This window comes from Bacillus sp. PK6-16, assembly GCF_056530295.1.
This window is the reverse complement of the sequence record NZ_CP096511.1, coordinates 2,881,293-2,898,788: the sequence shown is the minus strand read 5'-3', so window position 1 is coordinate 2,898,788 and position 17,496 is coordinate 2,881,293. Positions and strand designations below refer to the sequence as shown.

Here is a 17,496-nt window from a genome sequence, read left to right as displayed (position 1 = left end):
GTTTGGTAAAAATCAATGAGTTGCAAAAAAATACTATGCTGAAATCTAGTTCGGTATAGCAATGTGCATATAAAAGATCCCACTTTGCTATATCCCCTAAAAAGAGTCATAAAAATCTATATTTTTTTAATTCAGTTGCATACTACAAAACTTCTTTTAAAAGAAATGTATGTACATACACATTATATTTTGTTCCATAACTCTCTAACTTTTGTTCACGATAGTCTGTTAAGTACAGGATTATTGGCGGGTGGTGCAATAGGTGCAGAAGATGTGAAAACAAATGAAAAAGTACAAGTTGCTGTTGCAGGTAAAGAGGGAAATATAACGTATAAAGAAATTGATAAAGCAGAATCTCCATTGTTATTTGGAATGTATCCTTTATGTTAAGATCCTAATAAGAAGTTAGTTTTTTTTGATAATTAATATTTATAAAAAATGTATAATTAATATACTAAAACGTTTTTAAATTTTATTAATGTATTCCTTTTCATATGAATGAATTATTTATTGCAACAGGTTTCCCGTTCAAAATAAGATGTTCAAACAAAAGACAATATAAGTATCTTTATAATGATTTTTCAATATAATCAATGTGTTTATGAAAGGAACTCTGTGTTATTTTTGCTTTTTTACTAACTAATACAGCTTCAAACAAAGGACACAATTGCTACATACTAAGTGTAATTTATTACCTATTCAAAATTCTGTCTATTCAATCTTTCTAAAAATAAAAAAAGATTAAACTTATAAATATACAAGTTATAATGAGGGCGTCGAGACACAATTTATTACCTCTAGAGAAAATATCAAACCTCGTTTTGGATTAAAAATTCTAAAGAACTTGCCAGTAATTTTTTAAAATTGGACATACTGATATGATTACTATACGGAGGATAGCGGATTAGAAGGGAAGTTTATTCAACTCAATAAAGAAAGCGTTATCAAACAAAACTTGTTTTGAATCGATCATTCTAATAACTTAGATTCAACTACAGCTAAAAATAATAAATTATGGGGGTGCTTATATGAACATGAATGTAGCATCTATTAAAGAAAAAAAGATTGTTAAATACAAAAGTTGTTTTGATGTGATTGGGCCCATAATGATAGGCCCTTCAAGTTCACATACTGCAGGTGCTTTGGCTATTGGAACAGTTGCTAATAAATTATTTCAAGGTCTTCCCAAAAAAGTTGTGGTAAAGTATTATGAATCATTTGCTGAAACCCATAAAGGTCACGGAACTGATTTTGCAATTATTGCTGGTATATTAGGCTTAGCTGCTGATGACAGCAAAGTGCCAGATGCTATTAAAATAGCAGAGTCTAAGGGAATTGACATTACCTTTATTGAACAATTGGGTAATAGTCCTGCTGGTCATCCAAATACGGCAGATGTATATGCAGAGGATGAAAGTCGAAGTATTAGAGTAATGGGTATTTCGGTCGGTGGTGGGTTGATTGAAGTCAAAAATGTTGAAATTGATGGATTTAGCTTAAATCTGCAGGGGCCATTGCCAGTTGTTATTGCGATTTCAGAAAGAGCTGACTTTGAATTTGTTTTACGCAGGATCTTTAAACAATATGATGTGGAAATTAACAACTTTCATAGTTTGGAAGATAAAACAAAATATTTATATGCATTCGCTTTGGATTCGATATTGCCAGGTAATGCTCAGAAGGAATTAGGAGATTTAAGCAATATAGCTAATCTTATTATTCTTTAGTCACATTAAGGAGTGAAAAATATGTATATGGCCATAAAAGAAATTGTGGATGCAGCTAATAAAAGCCAAAAGCAAATTTATGAATTAGCAATCGAACAGGAAATCAAACAAACTAAAACTTCTTATGAAGAAGTATGGAGTAAAATGGAACGAAATTTAGCGACTATGCAACATGCAATAAATAAAAGTATCGAGGGCGACGGTGTATTTTCTCCAACAGGTTTGACCGGAGGGGATGCTGTAAAAATTAAAAACTATCGAGAAAATAGGAAAACTCTTTCTGGAGATTTAATGGTGTTAGGGATTCAAAGTGCTATCGGTGTTAATGAAGTAAATGCTGCATTAGGAGCTATTTGTGCAACTCCAACAGCAGGTGCGAGTGGGACGATTCCGGGAGTCCTATTTAGTATTAAAGATACGTTGCAGTTAAGTCATGAAGATATGATTCATTTTCTATTCACTTCAGCGTTATTTGGAACGATAGTCGCAAACAATGCTTGTATTTCAGGAGCGTATGGAGGATGTCAAGCTGAAGTAGGAAGTGCCTCAGCGATGGCGGCTGCAGCTGCGGTAGAAGCTGCGGGTGGAACGCCACAGCAATCTTCTGAAGCTTTTTCGATTGCATTACAAAATTTACTCGGTTTAGTTTGTGATCCGGTCGCTGGTTTGGTAGAAATTCCTTGTGTAAAGAGAAACGCCATTGGAACGGCAAATGCTTTAGCAGCAGCGGACATCGCATTAGCCGGCGTAAACAATCTCATCAATGCTGACGAAGTGATTGAAGCCATGTATAGAGTTGGAAGACAGATGCCTCGCGAATTAAGAGAGACAGGTTTAGGTGGTATTGCAGCTACACCTACAGGAATTGCCATTAAAAATAAAATCTTTGGGGAGAAACAATCAAATCAATAAGTTATCGAATATATTGTGAAATTTTTAACAATCTTTACTCTATTGTTCGCCTAAGGATGTCTGTATATTGGGGGAGTTATCAATAAAATATACTACTATATAATTAAAATATTTTATAAGTGGTAACAAACCCTTCAGGTTGATGCTTCGCTAATTTTTTGATTTTTATTAACCTAGAAGGGGGATATTCGTTGTGGGGCACTATATAAGCTATTCATTTTTCAAGAACGGTCTATATTCCTATATCTTAAAAAGAGAATTAAGAATAGGACACAAGGAGGAATTATTATATGGATTGGAATACTGCAAAAAACATAGAATTTCAAGTTGATAACACTGCAGTAAAAAATGAGAAATATCTAGACCCTAAAAAGTGGCATAAACAGGATACTACCTGGGCATTGAGCCTTTTTGGAACAGCAATTGGAGCAGGAGTACTCTTTTTACCGATTAATGCAGGTTCAGGTGGTTTATTATCTTTACTACTAATTACATTACTTGCATATCCTGTTATGTATTATTCACATAGGGCGCTTGCTAAAATGATTTACGCTTCGAACTCTGCCGATGAGGGGATTACAGGTACAATAAGAGAGTATTTTGGAAATAAGGCAAGTATCATTTTTAATATTGTATATTTTGTCTCCATTTATACGATCGTGCTGATGTACTCGGTCGCACTTACAAATACCGCTAGTAGCTTTATCGTGCATCAATTGCACATGTCGGAGCCTCCAAGGTCCATTTTATCGCTTGTTTTAGTACTCGGTCTTATCGCTATACTAAATTTTGGTCAAGATATAACTGTAAAGATCATGAGCATGCTAGTGTATCCTTTTATAGCTTCTCTACTTTTTATCGCAATATCTTTGATTCCACAGTGGAATACGTCAATGCTTAGTTTTTCAAGTGTTTCTACTGCTTCAACAGGAACAGGATATTTAGGAACGATATGGATGATACTTCCAATCATAGTATTCTCGTTTAATCATTCGCCTATGATTTCGTCATTTGTTATGAAACAGAGAGCTACGTATGGAATAGATGCTACTGATGCTAAATGTGCTCAAATACAAAAAGTTTGTTATATTATGACATTCGCAGTTGTTATGTTCTTTGTTTGGAGCAGTACCTTAAGTTTGACTCCAAATGATCTTAAGGTGGCAAAAGAACAGAACTTGTCAATCCTATCATATCTTGCTAATGAGCTTAATTCGCCAGTAATCACTATTGCAGCTCCTATCATTGCATTTGTGGCTATTACAAAGTCTTTCCTTGGTCATTATATAGGAGCGTATGAGGTAATGCGTGACATGATTATCAAGTCCAGTAAAAAACGTGGGAAAGATATAGGAGAAAAAACAGTTAAGACAATGATTCTTACTTTTGTCGTATTAACATGCTGGTATGTTGCTTATACAAATCCAAGTATTCTTGGAATCATTGATGCCCTTAGCGGTCCGCTAGTCGCTGCTATCTTATGTATATTACCAATGTATGCGATCCATAAAGTACCAGTACTTGCTAAATACAAAGGGAAAGCGAGCAATGTTTTTGTCATTATTATAGGTATCCTTACTGTCTTAGCAAGTATTCAGTCATTATTCTAATCCACTGTTGTTAGTACTGATGCAAAAAACATGGGATATGAAAAAAATAAAAATTCTTATCGGAACTGAACTCTATATTGTTGAACTAAAGAGATCATGGTTTTGGACAAACTCCTCATCTTGGAGAGTTTGTCTTTTTAATTATATGCATAACTTTTATACTAGCTTAAACAGACTAGATTAATAGTAAATGAAAACTTCATACAAACCACACATTAACTCCACTACTAGCACAAACTACAGTTGTATACTTTAAGTATCATTTTTCAACAATAAACATTCGAACATACTAATATTATGTAATATGGAAGTTACACTACATTAGAAGAAAACAAATAAGGGAGAGCGTATACTATGACAAGATTTGCGAATCAGCATGTAGAGAACACGATTTTAGAAGAGGATGTAGAGCTTTTAAAACTTATGGCACACCCAATGCGTTTAAAAATGATCAATGAGCTTTCTAAACATAAAACACTAAATGTAACCCAAATGACCGAAATTTTAAACATTCCACAATCAACAGTTTCCCAACACTTATCTAAAATGAGAGGGAAGGTTCTAAGAGGAAATCGTCAGGGGTTAGAAATTTACTATAGCATCGAAAACCAAAAAGCTGAAGAAATTATGGGATTATTAGGACCAATACAATAAAATATTAAGTTTACCATTTAAAGATTTACTTATATAGAATACTAAGCCCTCCTTGTTGTGGAGGGTTTTTATTTATTAATTTTTTAAGTAATTATTACTTTGATCCAATGACATCAATATCTTAAATATGTCACGATTTAAAAGAAGAGGGAATATCAGCTGTTTTTCATAGCTTATCAAATGGCGAAGTTCCTAAGGGTGGAGTAATCACGGAAGAAGGTATATTAGACAATACCATCTATACAAGAACTATGTGCATGGAGTCTGGCGCATATTATTATCATACCTACGATTGTAGACAAATTAAAACCATTGATTTATTTGATGCAAACTAATTAGAATAGGTAAACTGTATAAAATACAAATTCAGGGTTCTTATGTGGTTTTAATCTGTTTTTAAATGAAAAATCAATAACTCATAAATATTACAACCTTCCAAAAATCAAAAAGGAAGCGTGATTAGCTTGTAGATTAAGTCTGTTTTAAAACTGATGTATACGGGGGACAATCCCATAAACATCAGTTTTAAAAAATTAGATACTTTATTTATCAAGTTAATGCGAGTTACATCAGTATAGGAAACAGTGGAAATCTAAATCTTTGTTTATATGTTCATTACTTCAAACGTATCCCTTCGAATGCGTTTATAACCAAGTCATGTACATAGGATTCATCCAACTTTTCATCGGTTACTAGCAAGCGATAAAAAATTGGTCCGTAAATGAGATCGATGCTTAATTCAACATCGAGGTTTTCTTTTAATTCGCCTCTGTTAATTCCCTTCTCCAGAAGTTGCTTTGCTTGCAGTCGACGTGGCTGGAAATATCGAGCACGATATTCTTCTGCTAGTTTCGAATCAAATTGCCCTTCGCCAACTAACTCATTGATAATAGTTCCTTCTCGACTTATCAAAAAACTGGCTAAACTTGTAGCATGAATTAAAATATCATTCAACGCTGAACCTGTGTCAGGTACAGGCAATCTGGCAGCAGCAGCAGAAAGAAAACCATCCATTACCACAGCAGCCTTATTTGGCCACCATTTATAAATCGTAGCTTTGCTGACTTTAGCTCGGTCTGCAATTTTATCGACTGTGACTGCTTTAAAGCCACTTTCCAATAATAACTCATAGGACGCAGAAAGGATGGCCTTTTGGGTTTCGATATTACGTGGTCGACCTCTTTTACCTTGCACATTAATCATTCCTTTCAAAAACATAAACTATACGTTTAGTATACTTAATATGAATAAAAAACAAAATAGCCTATTTACAAAACTGAACGTTTAGTATATATTTTTAGTTAATTAATAAACTGAACGTACAGTTTATTAATTAACTAACTAACATCTTGTAATGGTATGGCTACATTTAGGTTCCAAAATTCAAAAATTAAATTGCTAAAAAACATTTAGAAAAGGGGGATAAACAAGAGGTGAAATTGGATTTTTTAAAAGCAGAATGTAGTTCAAACTTAATTTATTACAATAAAAAATGGTATCGCAGTAGTTCTTGCCAAGGCGATTTAGTAATTTTGAAATAAAAGTATGGGAGGAAGTAGTTATGTCTAATTTTAAAAATAAAGCAATTGATAAGGATATTTCATCAGGTTTAATCATTCTATTAGCAACTTCATGTGGTATTATTGTGGCTAATCTTTATTATGCACAGCCTTTAATTGGGGTAATTAGTAATGTAATTGGGCTTTCTAATAGTAGCGCTGGATTAATTGTAACGCTAACTCAAATTGGATATGTTGTTGGCTTACTATTTCTTGTACCTTTGGGAGATATTGTTGAGAATAAAAAATTGATACTTATTTTGTTATTTTTAAGTGCATTTGCACTCATTTCCATGGTTTTTGTAAAAAGCGCAACTTTGTTGTTAATTGCTTCATTCTTTATCGGACTGGGGTCGGTCGCAGCGCAAGTGCTCGTACCTCTTGTATCATATCTTTCATCGGAAAATGCACGCGGTCGCGTAGTTGGCAATGTCATGAGTGGTCTGTTACTAGGCATTATGCTTGCGCGACCGATATCTAGTCTAGTAGCCGATATTTGGGGATGGAGTGCAATATTTGCTTTATCTGCTACTGTAATTATTGTCCTGGCGTTTGTTTTATCGAAAGTACTCCCTACAAGAAAACCAACAGCAAAAACAAATTATATCGTCTTACTTAATTCAATGTGGCAACTGCTACGAACTACTCCCATTTTACGTCGTCGCGCCATTTATCATGCTTGTGTATTTGGGGCTTTCAGCTTATTCTGGACCACTGTTCCATTATTATTATCTAGTCCGGCTTTTCATTTTTCTCAAACTGCCATAGCATTGTATGCACTTGTGGGAATTACAGGCGCGATAGCTGCTCCAATAGGTGGTCGACTAGCCGATCTTGGCTGGACACGATCCGCCACTGGGATAGCTCTCACCGTAGTTATTATTTCTTTATTACTTCCACTTTTTATTCAAAGTAGCTCGCCCTTTGGAATAGCTGTTTTAGTAATTGCTGCAATTCTGTTGGACATGGGAGTATCTGCAAACCTTGTGCTTAGCCAACGTTTAATTTTCTCGTTGAGTCCAGAAATCCGTAGTCGATTAAACGGGCTATTTATGGCTATTTTCTTTTTGGGAGGTGCTGTGGGATCCTTTATTGGAGGATGGGCATATGCCTTAGGTGGATGGAATCTAACATTATGGATAGGAATCGCTTTTCCGACTATAGCTCTACTTTATTTTGCTACAGAGAAATAGTTCTATAATTTATTTTCACCAGTCAGGATAGGGAATGCCTATTTATTGTTATATCTGAGTTTCAAAGGTTATTTGTGAATTGTATGGAGTTTTTGTATTAGAAGCAAATTTTTATTTTCTATTGCTGTAAGTGGAAAAGACTCACCTTGTTGAATATATCTGAAATGCAATAAAAAAGAGCTTGTGTAAAAACACAAACTCTCTTTAAAAAGAAATAACGCAATTGAGATATCTATATATTAACAATTTGTTTCTTATAATTCTATGCTCCCTATGTTGAGAAATAATATATTGTTAGTTTGTTAAAACTTAAATACATTATTGACTTAATATTTCGTCTTTCATGCAAATAATCTTGAATTTGGGATATTTTTTAAAATATTGGTAATGATGAGGTTTTATCGTGAAAATCGTTTAAATCTTATGTTTAACCGATTGAATTGAGAACAAGGTCTTCCTATATACAGCACGAAATACACGGTTCTTTACAGAAAAAGAAACACAAGGTAACATCAAAAAGAGACAATATGCACATTTATCCATACTTTCTGCTATTAACCCCCTAGTCTTGGAGGTAAAAAACAAGCATATCGAGTCTGCATTGATAGTAGTAAGTGGAAAGTTTGTCTATGGGACAGATAAAATTCAAAAATTATCACCTTCAGCTCCTAAATCTAGAACAGGTAGGCTACCAATAATTACTTTTGGGGGTATGATAATAAATCGAAAATTAAGCATCGATTAGGTTATATTATGAAGATTACGATATAGGGAAGCCAGTTGTATTAATTCATGTTTGGCCGTGAAGTGATCGATCTTGGGAATGTCAAGTTCCAGCTCTTGTTGAGGCTGGATACAGAGTCATAACTTATGATCGTCGGGGATTCAATAAATCTTCACAGACATAGGATGGTTATGACTATGATACGCTGGCTAATGATTTACATCTGTTATTGGAGCATTTGAATCTCCAAAAATATCACAATGGTTGAATCTTCAATGGGGGGGATTTACTGGCCTGCCATGAAAGAACACGTTATCGAACTTAATGCGGCATATCCTGTTGCGATAGCTGAGTTTGCGATTATCTCAGGCTTAGAAGAATATGAGCAGCTGGCGAAAGAAACATTACAAGTGAATGATGACCACTAGCACTCCAATCAGATCAAAGAAAATGGGCCACAACAAAAGCAAAGTGGCCTATTTGGAAATGGGTGCATATCAATACAGTTGCTCCAATATGGGTTAGCTTCATAAAAATGTGGATTTACAACGTTAAGGAAATCCCAATATTAAAAAAGCCTAACTTCTCAATTTAATGTGAAGAAATTAGGCTTTTTTATTTAGTGATGAAATCCATTATCACATTTCGTATCATGTGGCATAGGCCCATCCAGGGAATCCAGAAAGGCAACAGTCTGTTTGAGGTTTCTCAAAAATAAATGCGCAAGATCCATGGAAAATCCATTTCGAACCACAACTCGCATAATCGTCACCGTTTCCATATCTGGAGGCAATGGATAGGCGGGTACTTGCCAACCGAATACACGCAATTGTCGAGATAAATCATAAAGGTTCCAGTTTGATGTGTAGCCATCTTTCAGTCGCCAAGCGAAAACCGGAATGTCCGACCCATCAGACAAAAGTTCGAACGGTTCCATCTTCTGAATGGCCTTGCTTAGAAAAAGAGCGACTTTCTGTGAAGCCTTTTGAACATCATAGTACCCCTTTTTCCCTAAACGTAAATAATTATAATATTGCAGGAGCACTTGTGCGCCAGGACGAGAAAAATTCAGAGCAAAGGTCGGCATGTCTCCGCCCAAATAGGAGACATGGAAGATTAGATTTTCAGGGAGATCTTCAGCTTCCCGCCAAATTATCCAACCCAATCCAGGATAGACTAATCCATATTTATGTCCGGATACATTGATGGACTTCACCCTTGGTAATTCAAAATCCCAGACTAAATCTGGTTGGAGAAATGGTGCTATAAATCCTCCCGAAGCTGCATCCACATGCATGGGAATGTCAAGACCAGTCTTCGCCTGTAAATCATCCAACGCTTTCGCAATTGCGGCAACCGGTTCGTAAAGACCGGTATAAGTTTCACCGAGAATCGGTACTACACCAATCGTATTTTCATCCACGGCTGCGAGGACCCCCTGAGGATCCAATTGAGGATGTTCAGGGCTAACCTTCACATAACGTGGTTCAACCTCCCAATAATTCGCGAATTTTTCCCAAACGACCTGAACAGCAGAACTAAACACAATATTGGGACGATCCACCGGCTTCCCTTCGCTTTTACGTGCATTTTGCCATCGTCGCTTTAAGGCAAGCCCACCGAGCATACATGCTTCTGACGATCCAGTTGTTGAAACGCCCATAGTCGTAAGGGGGCTGGGCGAATGCCAGAGGTTGGCTAAGATACGGACACACCGCTCCTCAATTTCAGCTGTCTGTGGATATTCGTCCTTGTCAATCATGTTCTTGTCGAATGATTTTGCATATAATTGCTCTGCGGTAGGCTCCATCCATGTACTAACAAAAGTTGCAAGATTCAGGCGGGCGTTGCCATCAAGAGTAATTTCATCATGGACGATTTGATATGCTGTTTCTGGTAACATGCCTTCATCAGACATATGAAAGCGTGGAACGACGGATTCTCCTTCGCGGGCAAACAAAGGATTTACAGAAAATTCGTGAGGCAGCTCTTTTTGCATGTGAAGTGGTAGAGATTGTGAATTATCTGGCATAATAACTTTTCTTTCGTATGTATCGTTTTGAACTTCTGCTTTTCGATCCTGTGGCATAAAAGCCCCCCTTAATTAAGTTTTTAACAAACATATTATTTACAAAAAATCATTTGTTAAACCAAGGGGACATAAGGCTTCAAGCACTTTTCTATCAATCTTTATTTCAACGCTACACGGAAGCCTGTGGTTATAATTCAAAGGAGTGAACAGCTGATTTATTCCTTACTTTTATTATTCCCTACTGAAACTTTTCAAGCATTTTCTGGTTAATGAGGACATGTAACGTTCCTTGATTCAGATTGCCGCGATCCTGGTCTGGAGGGAAGGACTGTCCATTTCCAGACTACTGTGGTTCGCCAGCTCAAATGCGGATTTCGGGATGATTCCGATGCCGAGATTGTCTTTCTGACAAGTCTCGTGGATCATCTGGTAGAATCAGCGGTAAATGACCAGAGGTTGCTCGTGCAGCTCTTCGAATTATTGTTTTATGCTTTATTCAAGTTGTTGAAAGTAAATTTCTAATGTTGATGAATCAGAATATTCTTTCTGTTATTTCTACAGTTGGGATCTATTTACATATAAGGTTATAAGGATTATATTGGCAATGTAAGTGAAAACAATAGATGGAAGGGGATGTTTTTTATGTTTAAAAAAGCAGCACTAGGGATTTCATCGTTAGCAATCACAGCGTTCGTCGGATTAGGAATGGCAACAGAGGCTTCTGCTGGACCAGCAGCACCACTTACTTCATTAAACGTCGTACAAGTAGAATCTGAACTGGGCGGAGTAGAAACGATTAACCAGAACAGCTTTAGCACATCACGTAATCACGGAGGAAAATACTTATATATTACCACGAAAGAAATGGGATATGGCCAAAACCCATTTGCTAAAATGAATGGATCTAATGTAAAAAGTATTGGATCCACTATAATTGGTGGAAGACCGATCGTTGGCTGGTATTATAAATGGGATGCTTCTGGACACCAACAAGGAACATTTGAGTACCAAAAGACATCTATAAATGCACCATTTAATACAATGCGTACATCAATTTATATCCAATAGTTTTGAAAGCGTTCGCACATTTAAATAGTCAAAGAAAAGGCACTCCTAGGAGTGCCTTTTCTTTGACTTGAACCATGTTCATATATATATTCCCCATCCCATAAAAACACTTCCCATAAAACAGGACCCTAGACACCAATAGACTTTATTTGAAAAATAGTTTACATATGTATGGGTGATAACAGTAGCGCTACATCATGAATATAAGATGCGTTACGCCTTCTGGTCTAAGAACCTACTTTATAGAAAGTGCCTTTCTCAATTATTTTACCACATGTAACATTGATTTTATTAAGTATTTAGTTAATATGCACAATTACATAGTAAATACCGTTTAAATAGGAGACTAAGAAAAATGCAAAATAAGTGATTCTAAACATATTCCAGATAACTTCTAATTTTTTATTAATTATTTGTTTAGCGCTCGATAATAGAAGGAAGTACTGCTTGTATTCCATTTAACAAATCTAACACATTCACATCACACATTTATTTCTATTCACTAGGAGGTTGAATTAATTAGAAAGAAGCATCTGCAATAAATAATTCTGTTTTATATAACATCCAACCACTTAAAAATCCAGTAATAAAAAAGGAGGGAGAAGGTATCTTTTATTGAAGTTTGTTTATAATAGCTTTTTAACTTGTTAGGGGGAATCATAAAGGAGATTAGTAATCTCTTCGATCATTTTTATGTTCCTTATAGTAATAGATTTATTGTACTAGAAAATTCAAATTTTGAAAGGAGTATCAATAAATATGAGTAAGAAAAAAGATTCGTGCCTATCAACTTAAGGATAGAAATTAAATGGGTTTTTGTTTAAATAAACTAAACAAAGGGGTGTTCTTTATGTGTACTAGTTTGACATTACAGACAAAAAACGGCCAACATCTTTTGCAAGAACGATGGATTTTACATTAGATTTCAATCAAGAAGTAATAATAGTTCCTCGAAGTTATCGATGGAACAATATAACTGGTGAAATCATCGAAACGAAACAAGCAGTTATCGGGATGGGGATTAACTATCAAGAAAGGGTCATTCTGGCAGATGGAGTCCATGAAGCAGGTATGACTTGTGCAACGCTCTATTTCCCAGGCTTCGCGACTTATAATGAAAGTATAGATGACAATAAAACGAATCTGGCTCCATTTGATTTTGTGGCTTGGAGTCTCACGCAGTTCAATTCTATTAAAGAGTTAAGAAAGTCTGTTGATAGTATTTCTTTTTTGGATGTACCATTACCTATTTTAGGACTTACTCCGCCGCTACATTGGATTATAGCGGATAAATGGGGAGAATGTATTGTACTAGAGCCGACAACTGAGGGGCTAAAAGTGTATGACAATCCGTTAGGGGTAATGACCAATAGTCCAGAGTTTAACTGGCATCTACAAAATTTAAGACAATATATTGGTCTTAGATCGCAGCCCTATGAGTCTACACAATGGGGGGATTTATCATTAAGTGCTTTTGGACAAGGTTCAGGTTCAATAGGGCTTCCGGGTGATTTTACCCCACCATCAAGATTTGTTCGGGCAGCATATGGCAAACAAAATATCCAAGATATACATAATGAAGAGGAAGGGGTATCGGCCATTTTTCATATCTTATCGAATTGTGAGCTTCCAAAAGGTGGAGTGATAACGGAAGAAGGTACATTAGATAATACCATTTATACAAGCGCAATGTGTATGGAGTCGGGTATATATTATTATCATACCTATGATTGTAGACAAATTATAGCCATACATCTATTTCATGAAAATTTAGATACAGATGAAATTAAAACTTATCCATTTCAGCGTAAACAACAGATTTTTTATGAAAACTAATCGGAACCCTGTAAACAGTGTACAGATGTTAGACTATATCATTTCTGTTGTCTAGTTTACTAAAGTATTACTAAAAAGGAAGGATGATACCACATGTTAGGAATAGAGCGTAAAAAAAGGGGATTTTAAGGCATTATTTAAAGTGAAATAGATAATTTAAAGGAGGAATTTAAATGGATGCAAGGAAAGAAGGCATAAAATAAGAGAAGATGCCAAAGAACTATAACCGTATTTATTTCGTTTCTCCTATTAATTTTATTTAACGCACGTATTAATAAAGAATCTCAAAAAAGCATGAGCACTATTCTAATAAAGGGCGTATTTAAAATGATACATATCTTGAAAGGAACAAACTAGATGTAGATTCAAAATACCCCTATATTATCATCTATTAACTAGTAAAAGTAACTTTATATAAATAGTTTTTTAGCAATCTAGGAATAGAAACCGTACCTTATTAAAATGTTATTTCCGTTCCTATAATGAATTATCCTTCTAGCATATATATAAGATTTATATCATATATTAGGAGAAAGAATGAAAGTTAGAAGGGAGTCTTATAGAATGAGTTATTTGGAGGGAAATGACTTTAGTGAACAAAATATGGTAAGTGTGCCTAATCCCTACGTATATCAGACATTACAATCAGTAATTGGTAAACATGTGGTTATTGAAACTGTAAGAGGTAATGTAAGAGGAAAGTTAAAGGATGTGAAACCAGATCACTTGCTCATTGAAGATACAATGCCATATATTGTACGGATTCAACAAATTGTATGGATTATGCCAAAACAATAATCAAATTACATGTAATTTGATTTATAACAGATTAGCGTAATAGACCACCAAATAAAAACACAGGGTTTTATCTCTGTGTTTCTTCAAATTTTCGTTTTTGAATATATGCTTGGGCATGAATAATTTCTTCCTGAAGCTCTTTTAATTCTTTTATAGATTCTGATTCAATAGTCATGTAAGTAGTAACTAAACTGATCATCATATCCATCTTCTCTACTATATTTTGAATGACCTGTTCAGATTGCTCTTTTTTAGGGTGTTGTATTGCTATTAAAGCATTTTCTATATAATTGTTTTTTCTTTGCTGGATATCATAAATAAACTGTTTTGTGTTTGAGTTCATTTGCTGTTCCTCCATTTGGGGTATACTTCTATTCTATCATATTCGAATGGGAGATATTAGATTATCCTAAATATACATCTGTCTCGCACATCTCCTCGAATATACAAACTAATCCTTTAATGTAAAGGAAGCTAAGAAAAATTTTTATAAAGAAAAAGCCGATTTCCCTATATATAAGGGTATCGGCTTTTGTTCATATTCTTTTGCTTAATTAATTTCTGACATAAAACTTATAATAATAAAATTACTTTTACTAGCTAGAAAAGGGTTGATACTGTACATTTTAAAATATCAATTAAGCACTAATATTTTGGTTATGCACTGTTTCACCTTTATGGGAAACATAGCTGTGTGCTATCATTCCTAGCATTATTACAAACATGCCACACCAAGATAAAATAGAGGGGAATGAAGAATGTAATAAGATTAGTTCTCCAATAACAGCAAAAAGCACCTCCATAGATTGTGTTGCTTCAACAGTTGCAAGTTTCTGCATATCTCCTTTAACCATATCAGTAGCTTTAAAAAATAAGATAGTTGCAATTACACCAGAGCAAATAGCAACTAAAATTGATTGCATAGTTTGCTCCTTACTAGGTATTCCTGCTGTAAAAAGACCGTACAAGGATAATAAAAACCAAAATGGTAAGCTAGCTAATGTCATTCCAAGGACACGTTGATAAGCATCTAGACGATCTCCACAAACCTCCATCATCTTACGATTGCCGAGTGGGTAAGCAAAAGAAGCTACAATAACAGGGATAATACCTAACATAATATCTTTTACAGCAAGCGATTTTGCTTGTTCCATTTGCATAAGGAAAATACCAAGAAGAATAATTAATGACATACACATACCCTTCATTGGAATTTTTCCTCTTTTCTTAATAATTCCATCTGGTGTTTGATAAGTTTGGATAAAAAGAGGAGCTAACAAAGATCCTGATATAATAGTAACTTGCCATGTCCCCGCAATAATCCATCCTGGTGCATGTGCAGCGGCAAAACATAATGGAGCATAAAATAGACCAAAACCTACAAAACTCCATAAAAACCACGCACTTAAATCCTCTCTCATAACTTGTAATAATACTTTTAATTTTTTTTGATTCATAACAAGAAGTACAAGAAATGGAAGCATGAAAATAAACCTTAATGAAGCACTCCATATCCAGCTACCACCTGATAATTCCATTGCTCGATTTAATATAAATGTGAAAGCAAAAAAGAAAGCAGCACATATACCTAAAAAAATAGGGCGCAAATTTCTCACCTCAATCTGCCTCATAAGTCATTAATTTCTCAAGACTTAACCAGTTTTGTTCTACAAGGTGCGCTGTTACTTCTTTATCTTTATTTTTGCACGCCTCTATAATTTGCTGATGTTGTTCTACTGACTTTAGACCATTTATAGAAGTGAACTGAGAAATTTCGAGACGTTGAATCTTAGATATACTTCGTTCTAACGCACGAATGATTTCAGGATTTCCTGCCACATCTAAAAAAACATTGTGGAATAACTCGTCAGCTTCAATTGCTTTTATAATATCTTTTTTCTCAATAGATAATAGTAAAGCCTTATTACTGAACTCTAATTCTTGAATATCCGACTCTTTTAATAATGGTACTGCTAAACGAGCAGCTAACGAGTGTAAAACTGCTACCACAGTAAATGCGTGTTTTGCCTCCTCAATATTTAATGGTGCAACACGAGTAACTGAACCAGGAATAGATTCAACAAGTCCTTCATCCTCAAGACGCTTCAACGCTTCTCTAACTGGAGTACGGCTAATTCCAAATTCTTCTGCTAATTCTTTGTCATTTAAGCGTTGCTCCGGTTGCAGCTCTAATGTAACGATTGCTTTTTTCAAAGTTAGATATACTTCATCTCTAAATGACATACGTTTAATGGGTTTAATAATATCTTTTTTCATAAAACCAATATATCGGATATTGGTTTTATGGTCAACTCTAATTTTCCAATAAAATATACTCGATTATCAAATTCTAAAAATGACCGTTTAAGGAACCTTCTTAACGTATGAAAAAAACAAGTTCTTTAAAGAAATAAATCCTTAGCCTACGAAATTCGCGTTTTATTGGTGAGACTCTCTAATTAATTTGTTTAATGGATTCGGTCTCGTCTATTTTGGATACTATTTTATGTGAAATGGAGATATTATTTTTATTTCGAATAGATTTCTTGCGAAATATGTATCTAGATCGTATTTTAATTTAAGTGTGATACGATAATTGTATATATGCATTTAGATGGTAAAAGGGGGATGAGTGTTGATGAAAAACCATACAATGGTAAACAGAAAACTTCTTCAGACTAATAAAAAGTGGTCACATCTCCAGCAACAACAAAAAGATCCTATTTCTAATTGGTTACGTAGGGAATACATACAGTTTGTCAGAACGCAACATCGAAACCCTAGAAAATACGAGCATGATGAGATTCTTCATGAAGTGATGAATCAAATACAGGAACGTGAAATTTGGATTCCGTATGGTGAAGTGAAAAAATACTATGTAAGCAAAATAGGAAAATGGTTTAGAAAAATAGAAGATGGATGGGAAATACAAATAGACAACAATGAGCAGCAGCAAGTATTAAAAGAAAAGTAGATACAATTAGGGGGCGTATTTCATGTATAACTTACAAGAAGATATGTATGAACAATTGAAAGAGAAAAAAGGGGAAGTTACTGTGTTTTTAAAGAATGGCGTTCCAGTACGTGGGCAGATCCTTGCAACAGATAAATCTGCCGTCCTAATGATGGTTCATGGTAAGCAACAACTAGCCTATAAGCAAGTAATTTCCACAATTCTTAAGTAATTCTTTTTCCTTTTTTCGAGAGAAGAGGAAAAAACACAAAAAAATAGAAGATTGAGATCAATCTTCTTTAAAAAAGGAACAGATGACAGATTACTACTCCAACTCTTAATCAATTATAAATAAGTACATGTAAATATTCAATCCATTCCAAGTTTTCTCAACATCTTTGTCTTATTTTTAAATTATAATATAAGTAAT

General features: G+C 34.7%; 15 protein-coding genes and 4 pseudogenes. 14 read left to right on the top strand and 5 right to left on the bottom strand.

Annotation, left to right across the window (positions count from 1 at the left end; translation table 11 throughout):
- Positions 1-135: 135 nt before the first annotated feature.
- The 6 genes and pseudogenes from M1D66_RS14900 to M1D66_RS14875 form a co-directional block, all read left to right on the top strand.
- Positions 136-390, top strand: coding sequence for a hypothetical protein (locus M1D66_RS14900; RefSeq protein ID WP_000557537.1), 255 nt, complete (start codon positions 136-138; stop codon positions 388-390).
- A 638-nt stretch (positions 391-1,028) separates the two neighbouring features.
- On the top strand, positions 1,029-1,727 hold the full coding sequence (locus tag M1D66_RS14895; RefSeq protein WP_001056999.1) for a serine dehydratase beta chain: 699 nt from the start codon (positions 1,029-1,031) through the stop codon (positions 1,725-1,727).
- A 21-nt stretch (positions 1,728-1,748) separates the two neighbouring features.
- Entirely contained in the window at positions 1,749-2,639 is an 891-nt protein-coding gene (gene sdaAA / locus M1D66_RS14890) for an L-serine ammonia-lyase, iron-sulfur-dependent, subunit alpha (protein WP_000281777.1), read from the top strand.
- A gap of 290 nt (positions 2,640-2,929) precedes the next feature.
- Positions 2,930-4,249: an aromatic amino acid transport family protein gene (locus tag M1D66_RS14885; RefSeq protein ID WP_242554564.1), complete on the top strand. Its 1,320-nt coding sequence runs from the start codon at positions 2,930-2,932 to the stop codon at positions 4,247-4,249.
- A 354-nt stretch (positions 4,250-4,603) separates the two neighbouring features.
- Positions 4,604-4,903: a transcriptional repressor PagR gene (gene pagR / locus M1D66_RS14880; protein ID WP_074553496.1), complete on the top strand. Its 300-nt coding sequence runs from the start codon at positions 4,604-4,606 to the stop codon at positions 4,901-4,903.
- Positions 4,904-5,037: 134 nt separating this feature from the next.
- A pseudogene (locus M1D66_RS14875) lies at positions 5,038-5,235 on the top strand (linear amide C-N hydrolase); the annotation flags it as partial.
- Positions 5,236-5,518: 283 nt separating this feature from the next.
- On the opposite strand, the gene M1D66_RS14870 reads toward M1D66_RS14875, so the two are convergent.
- Positions 5,519-6,106, bottom strand: a complete 588-nt coding sequence (locus M1D66_RS14870; protein ID WP_242554563.1) for a TetR/AcrR family transcriptional regulator — start codon at positions 6,104-6,106, stop codon at positions 5,519-5,521.
- Positions 6,107-6,464: 358 nt separating this feature from the next.
- Here M1D66_RS14870 and M1D66_RS14865 point away from each other — a divergent pair, with 358 nt between their 5' ends.
- The 3 genes and pseudogenes from M1D66_RS14865 to M1D66_RS14855 form a co-directional block, all read left to right on the top strand.
- Positions 6,465-7,655 (top strand): MFS transporter, encoded by a 1,191-nt coding sequence (locus M1D66_RS14865; protein WP_074553494.1) that lies wholly within the window; start codon positions 6,465-6,467, stop codon positions 7,653-7,655.
- A 740-nt stretch (positions 7,656-8,395) separates the two neighbouring features.
- Positions 8,396-8,663, top strand: a pseudogene (locus M1D66_RS14860) (alpha/beta fold hydrolase); the annotation flags it as partial.
- Positions 8,658-8,807: pseudogene (locus M1D66_RS14855) on the top strand (macrolide 2'-phosphotransferase); the annotation flags it as partial. The pseudogenes M1D66_RS14860 and M1D66_RS14855, both read left to right, overlap by 6 nt.
- A gap of 191 nt (positions 8,808-8,998) precedes the next feature.
- Here M1D66_RS14855 and gad read toward each other — a convergent pair.
- On the bottom strand, positions 8,999-10,468 hold the full coding sequence (gene gad, locus M1D66_RS14850) for a glutamate decarboxylase (protein WP_078404520.1): 1,470 nt from the start codon (positions 10,466-10,468) through the stop codon (positions 8,999-9,001).
- A 585-nt stretch (positions 10,469-11,053) separates the two neighbouring features.
- Here gad and M1D66_RS14845 point away from each other — a divergent pair.
- The 3 genes and pseudogenes from M1D66_RS14845 to M1D66_RS14835 all read left to right on the top strand — a co-directional run bounded on the left by M1D66_RS14845 (position 11,054) and on the right by M1D66_RS14835 (position 14,113).
- Entirely contained in the window at positions 11,054-11,479 is a 426-nt protein-coding gene (locus M1D66_RS14845; RefSeq protein ID WP_000472918.1) for a DUF4879 domain-containing protein, read from the top strand.
- An 850-nt stretch (positions 11,480-12,329) separates the two neighbouring features.
- A pseudogene (locus M1D66_RS14840) lies at positions 12,330-13,315 on the top strand (choloylglycine hydrolase family protein).
- A gap of 564 nt (positions 13,316-13,879) precedes the next feature.
- Positions 13,880-14,113, top strand: a complete 234-nt coding sequence (locus M1D66_RS14835) for a YuzF family protein (RefSeq protein WP_000120813.1) — start codon at positions 13,880-13,882, stop codon at positions 14,111-14,113.
- Positions 14,114-14,180: 67 nt separating this feature from the next.
- On the opposite strand, the gene M1D66_RS14830 is transcribed toward M1D66_RS14835, so the two are convergent.
- From M1D66_RS14830 to M1D66_RS14820, 3 genes are all read right to left on the bottom strand, one after another.
- Positions 14,181-14,456 (bottom strand): hypothetical protein, encoded by a 276-nt coding sequence (locus M1D66_RS14830; RefSeq protein ID WP_001087714.1) that lies wholly within the window; start codon positions 14,454-14,456, stop codon positions 14,181-14,183.
- Positions 14,457-14,751: 295 nt separating this feature from the next.
- A complete protein-coding gene (locus M1D66_RS14825; protein WP_242554562.1) occupies positions 14,752-15,744 on the bottom strand; it encodes a DMT family transporter in 993 nt (330 codons plus the stop codon).
- On the bottom strand, positions 15,731-16,390 hold the full coding sequence (locus tag M1D66_RS14820) for a GntR family transcriptional regulator (RefSeq protein WP_044585276.1): 660 nt from the start codon (positions 16,388-16,390) through the stop codon (positions 15,731-15,733). Before M1D66_RS14820 ends, M1D66_RS14825 begins: the two co-directional genes overlap by 14 nt.
- A gap of 361 nt (positions 16,391-16,751) precedes the next feature.
- Between M1D66_RS14820 and M1D66_RS14815 the strand changes: the two genes are divergently transcribed.
- The gene (locus tag M1D66_RS14815; protein WP_000788720.1) at positions 16,752-17,087 is read left to right on the top strand and encodes a hypothetical protein; all 336 of its coding nucleotides are present in this window, start codon (positions 16,752-16,754) and stop codon (positions 17,085-17,087) included.
- 22 nt (positions 17,088-17,109) lie between these two features.
- Entirely contained in the window at positions 17,110-17,298 is a 189-nt protein-coding gene (gene hfq / locus M1D66_RS14810; protein ID WP_078187432.1) for an RNA chaperone Hfq, read from the top strand.
- Positions 17,299-17,496: the final 198 nt, after the last annotated feature.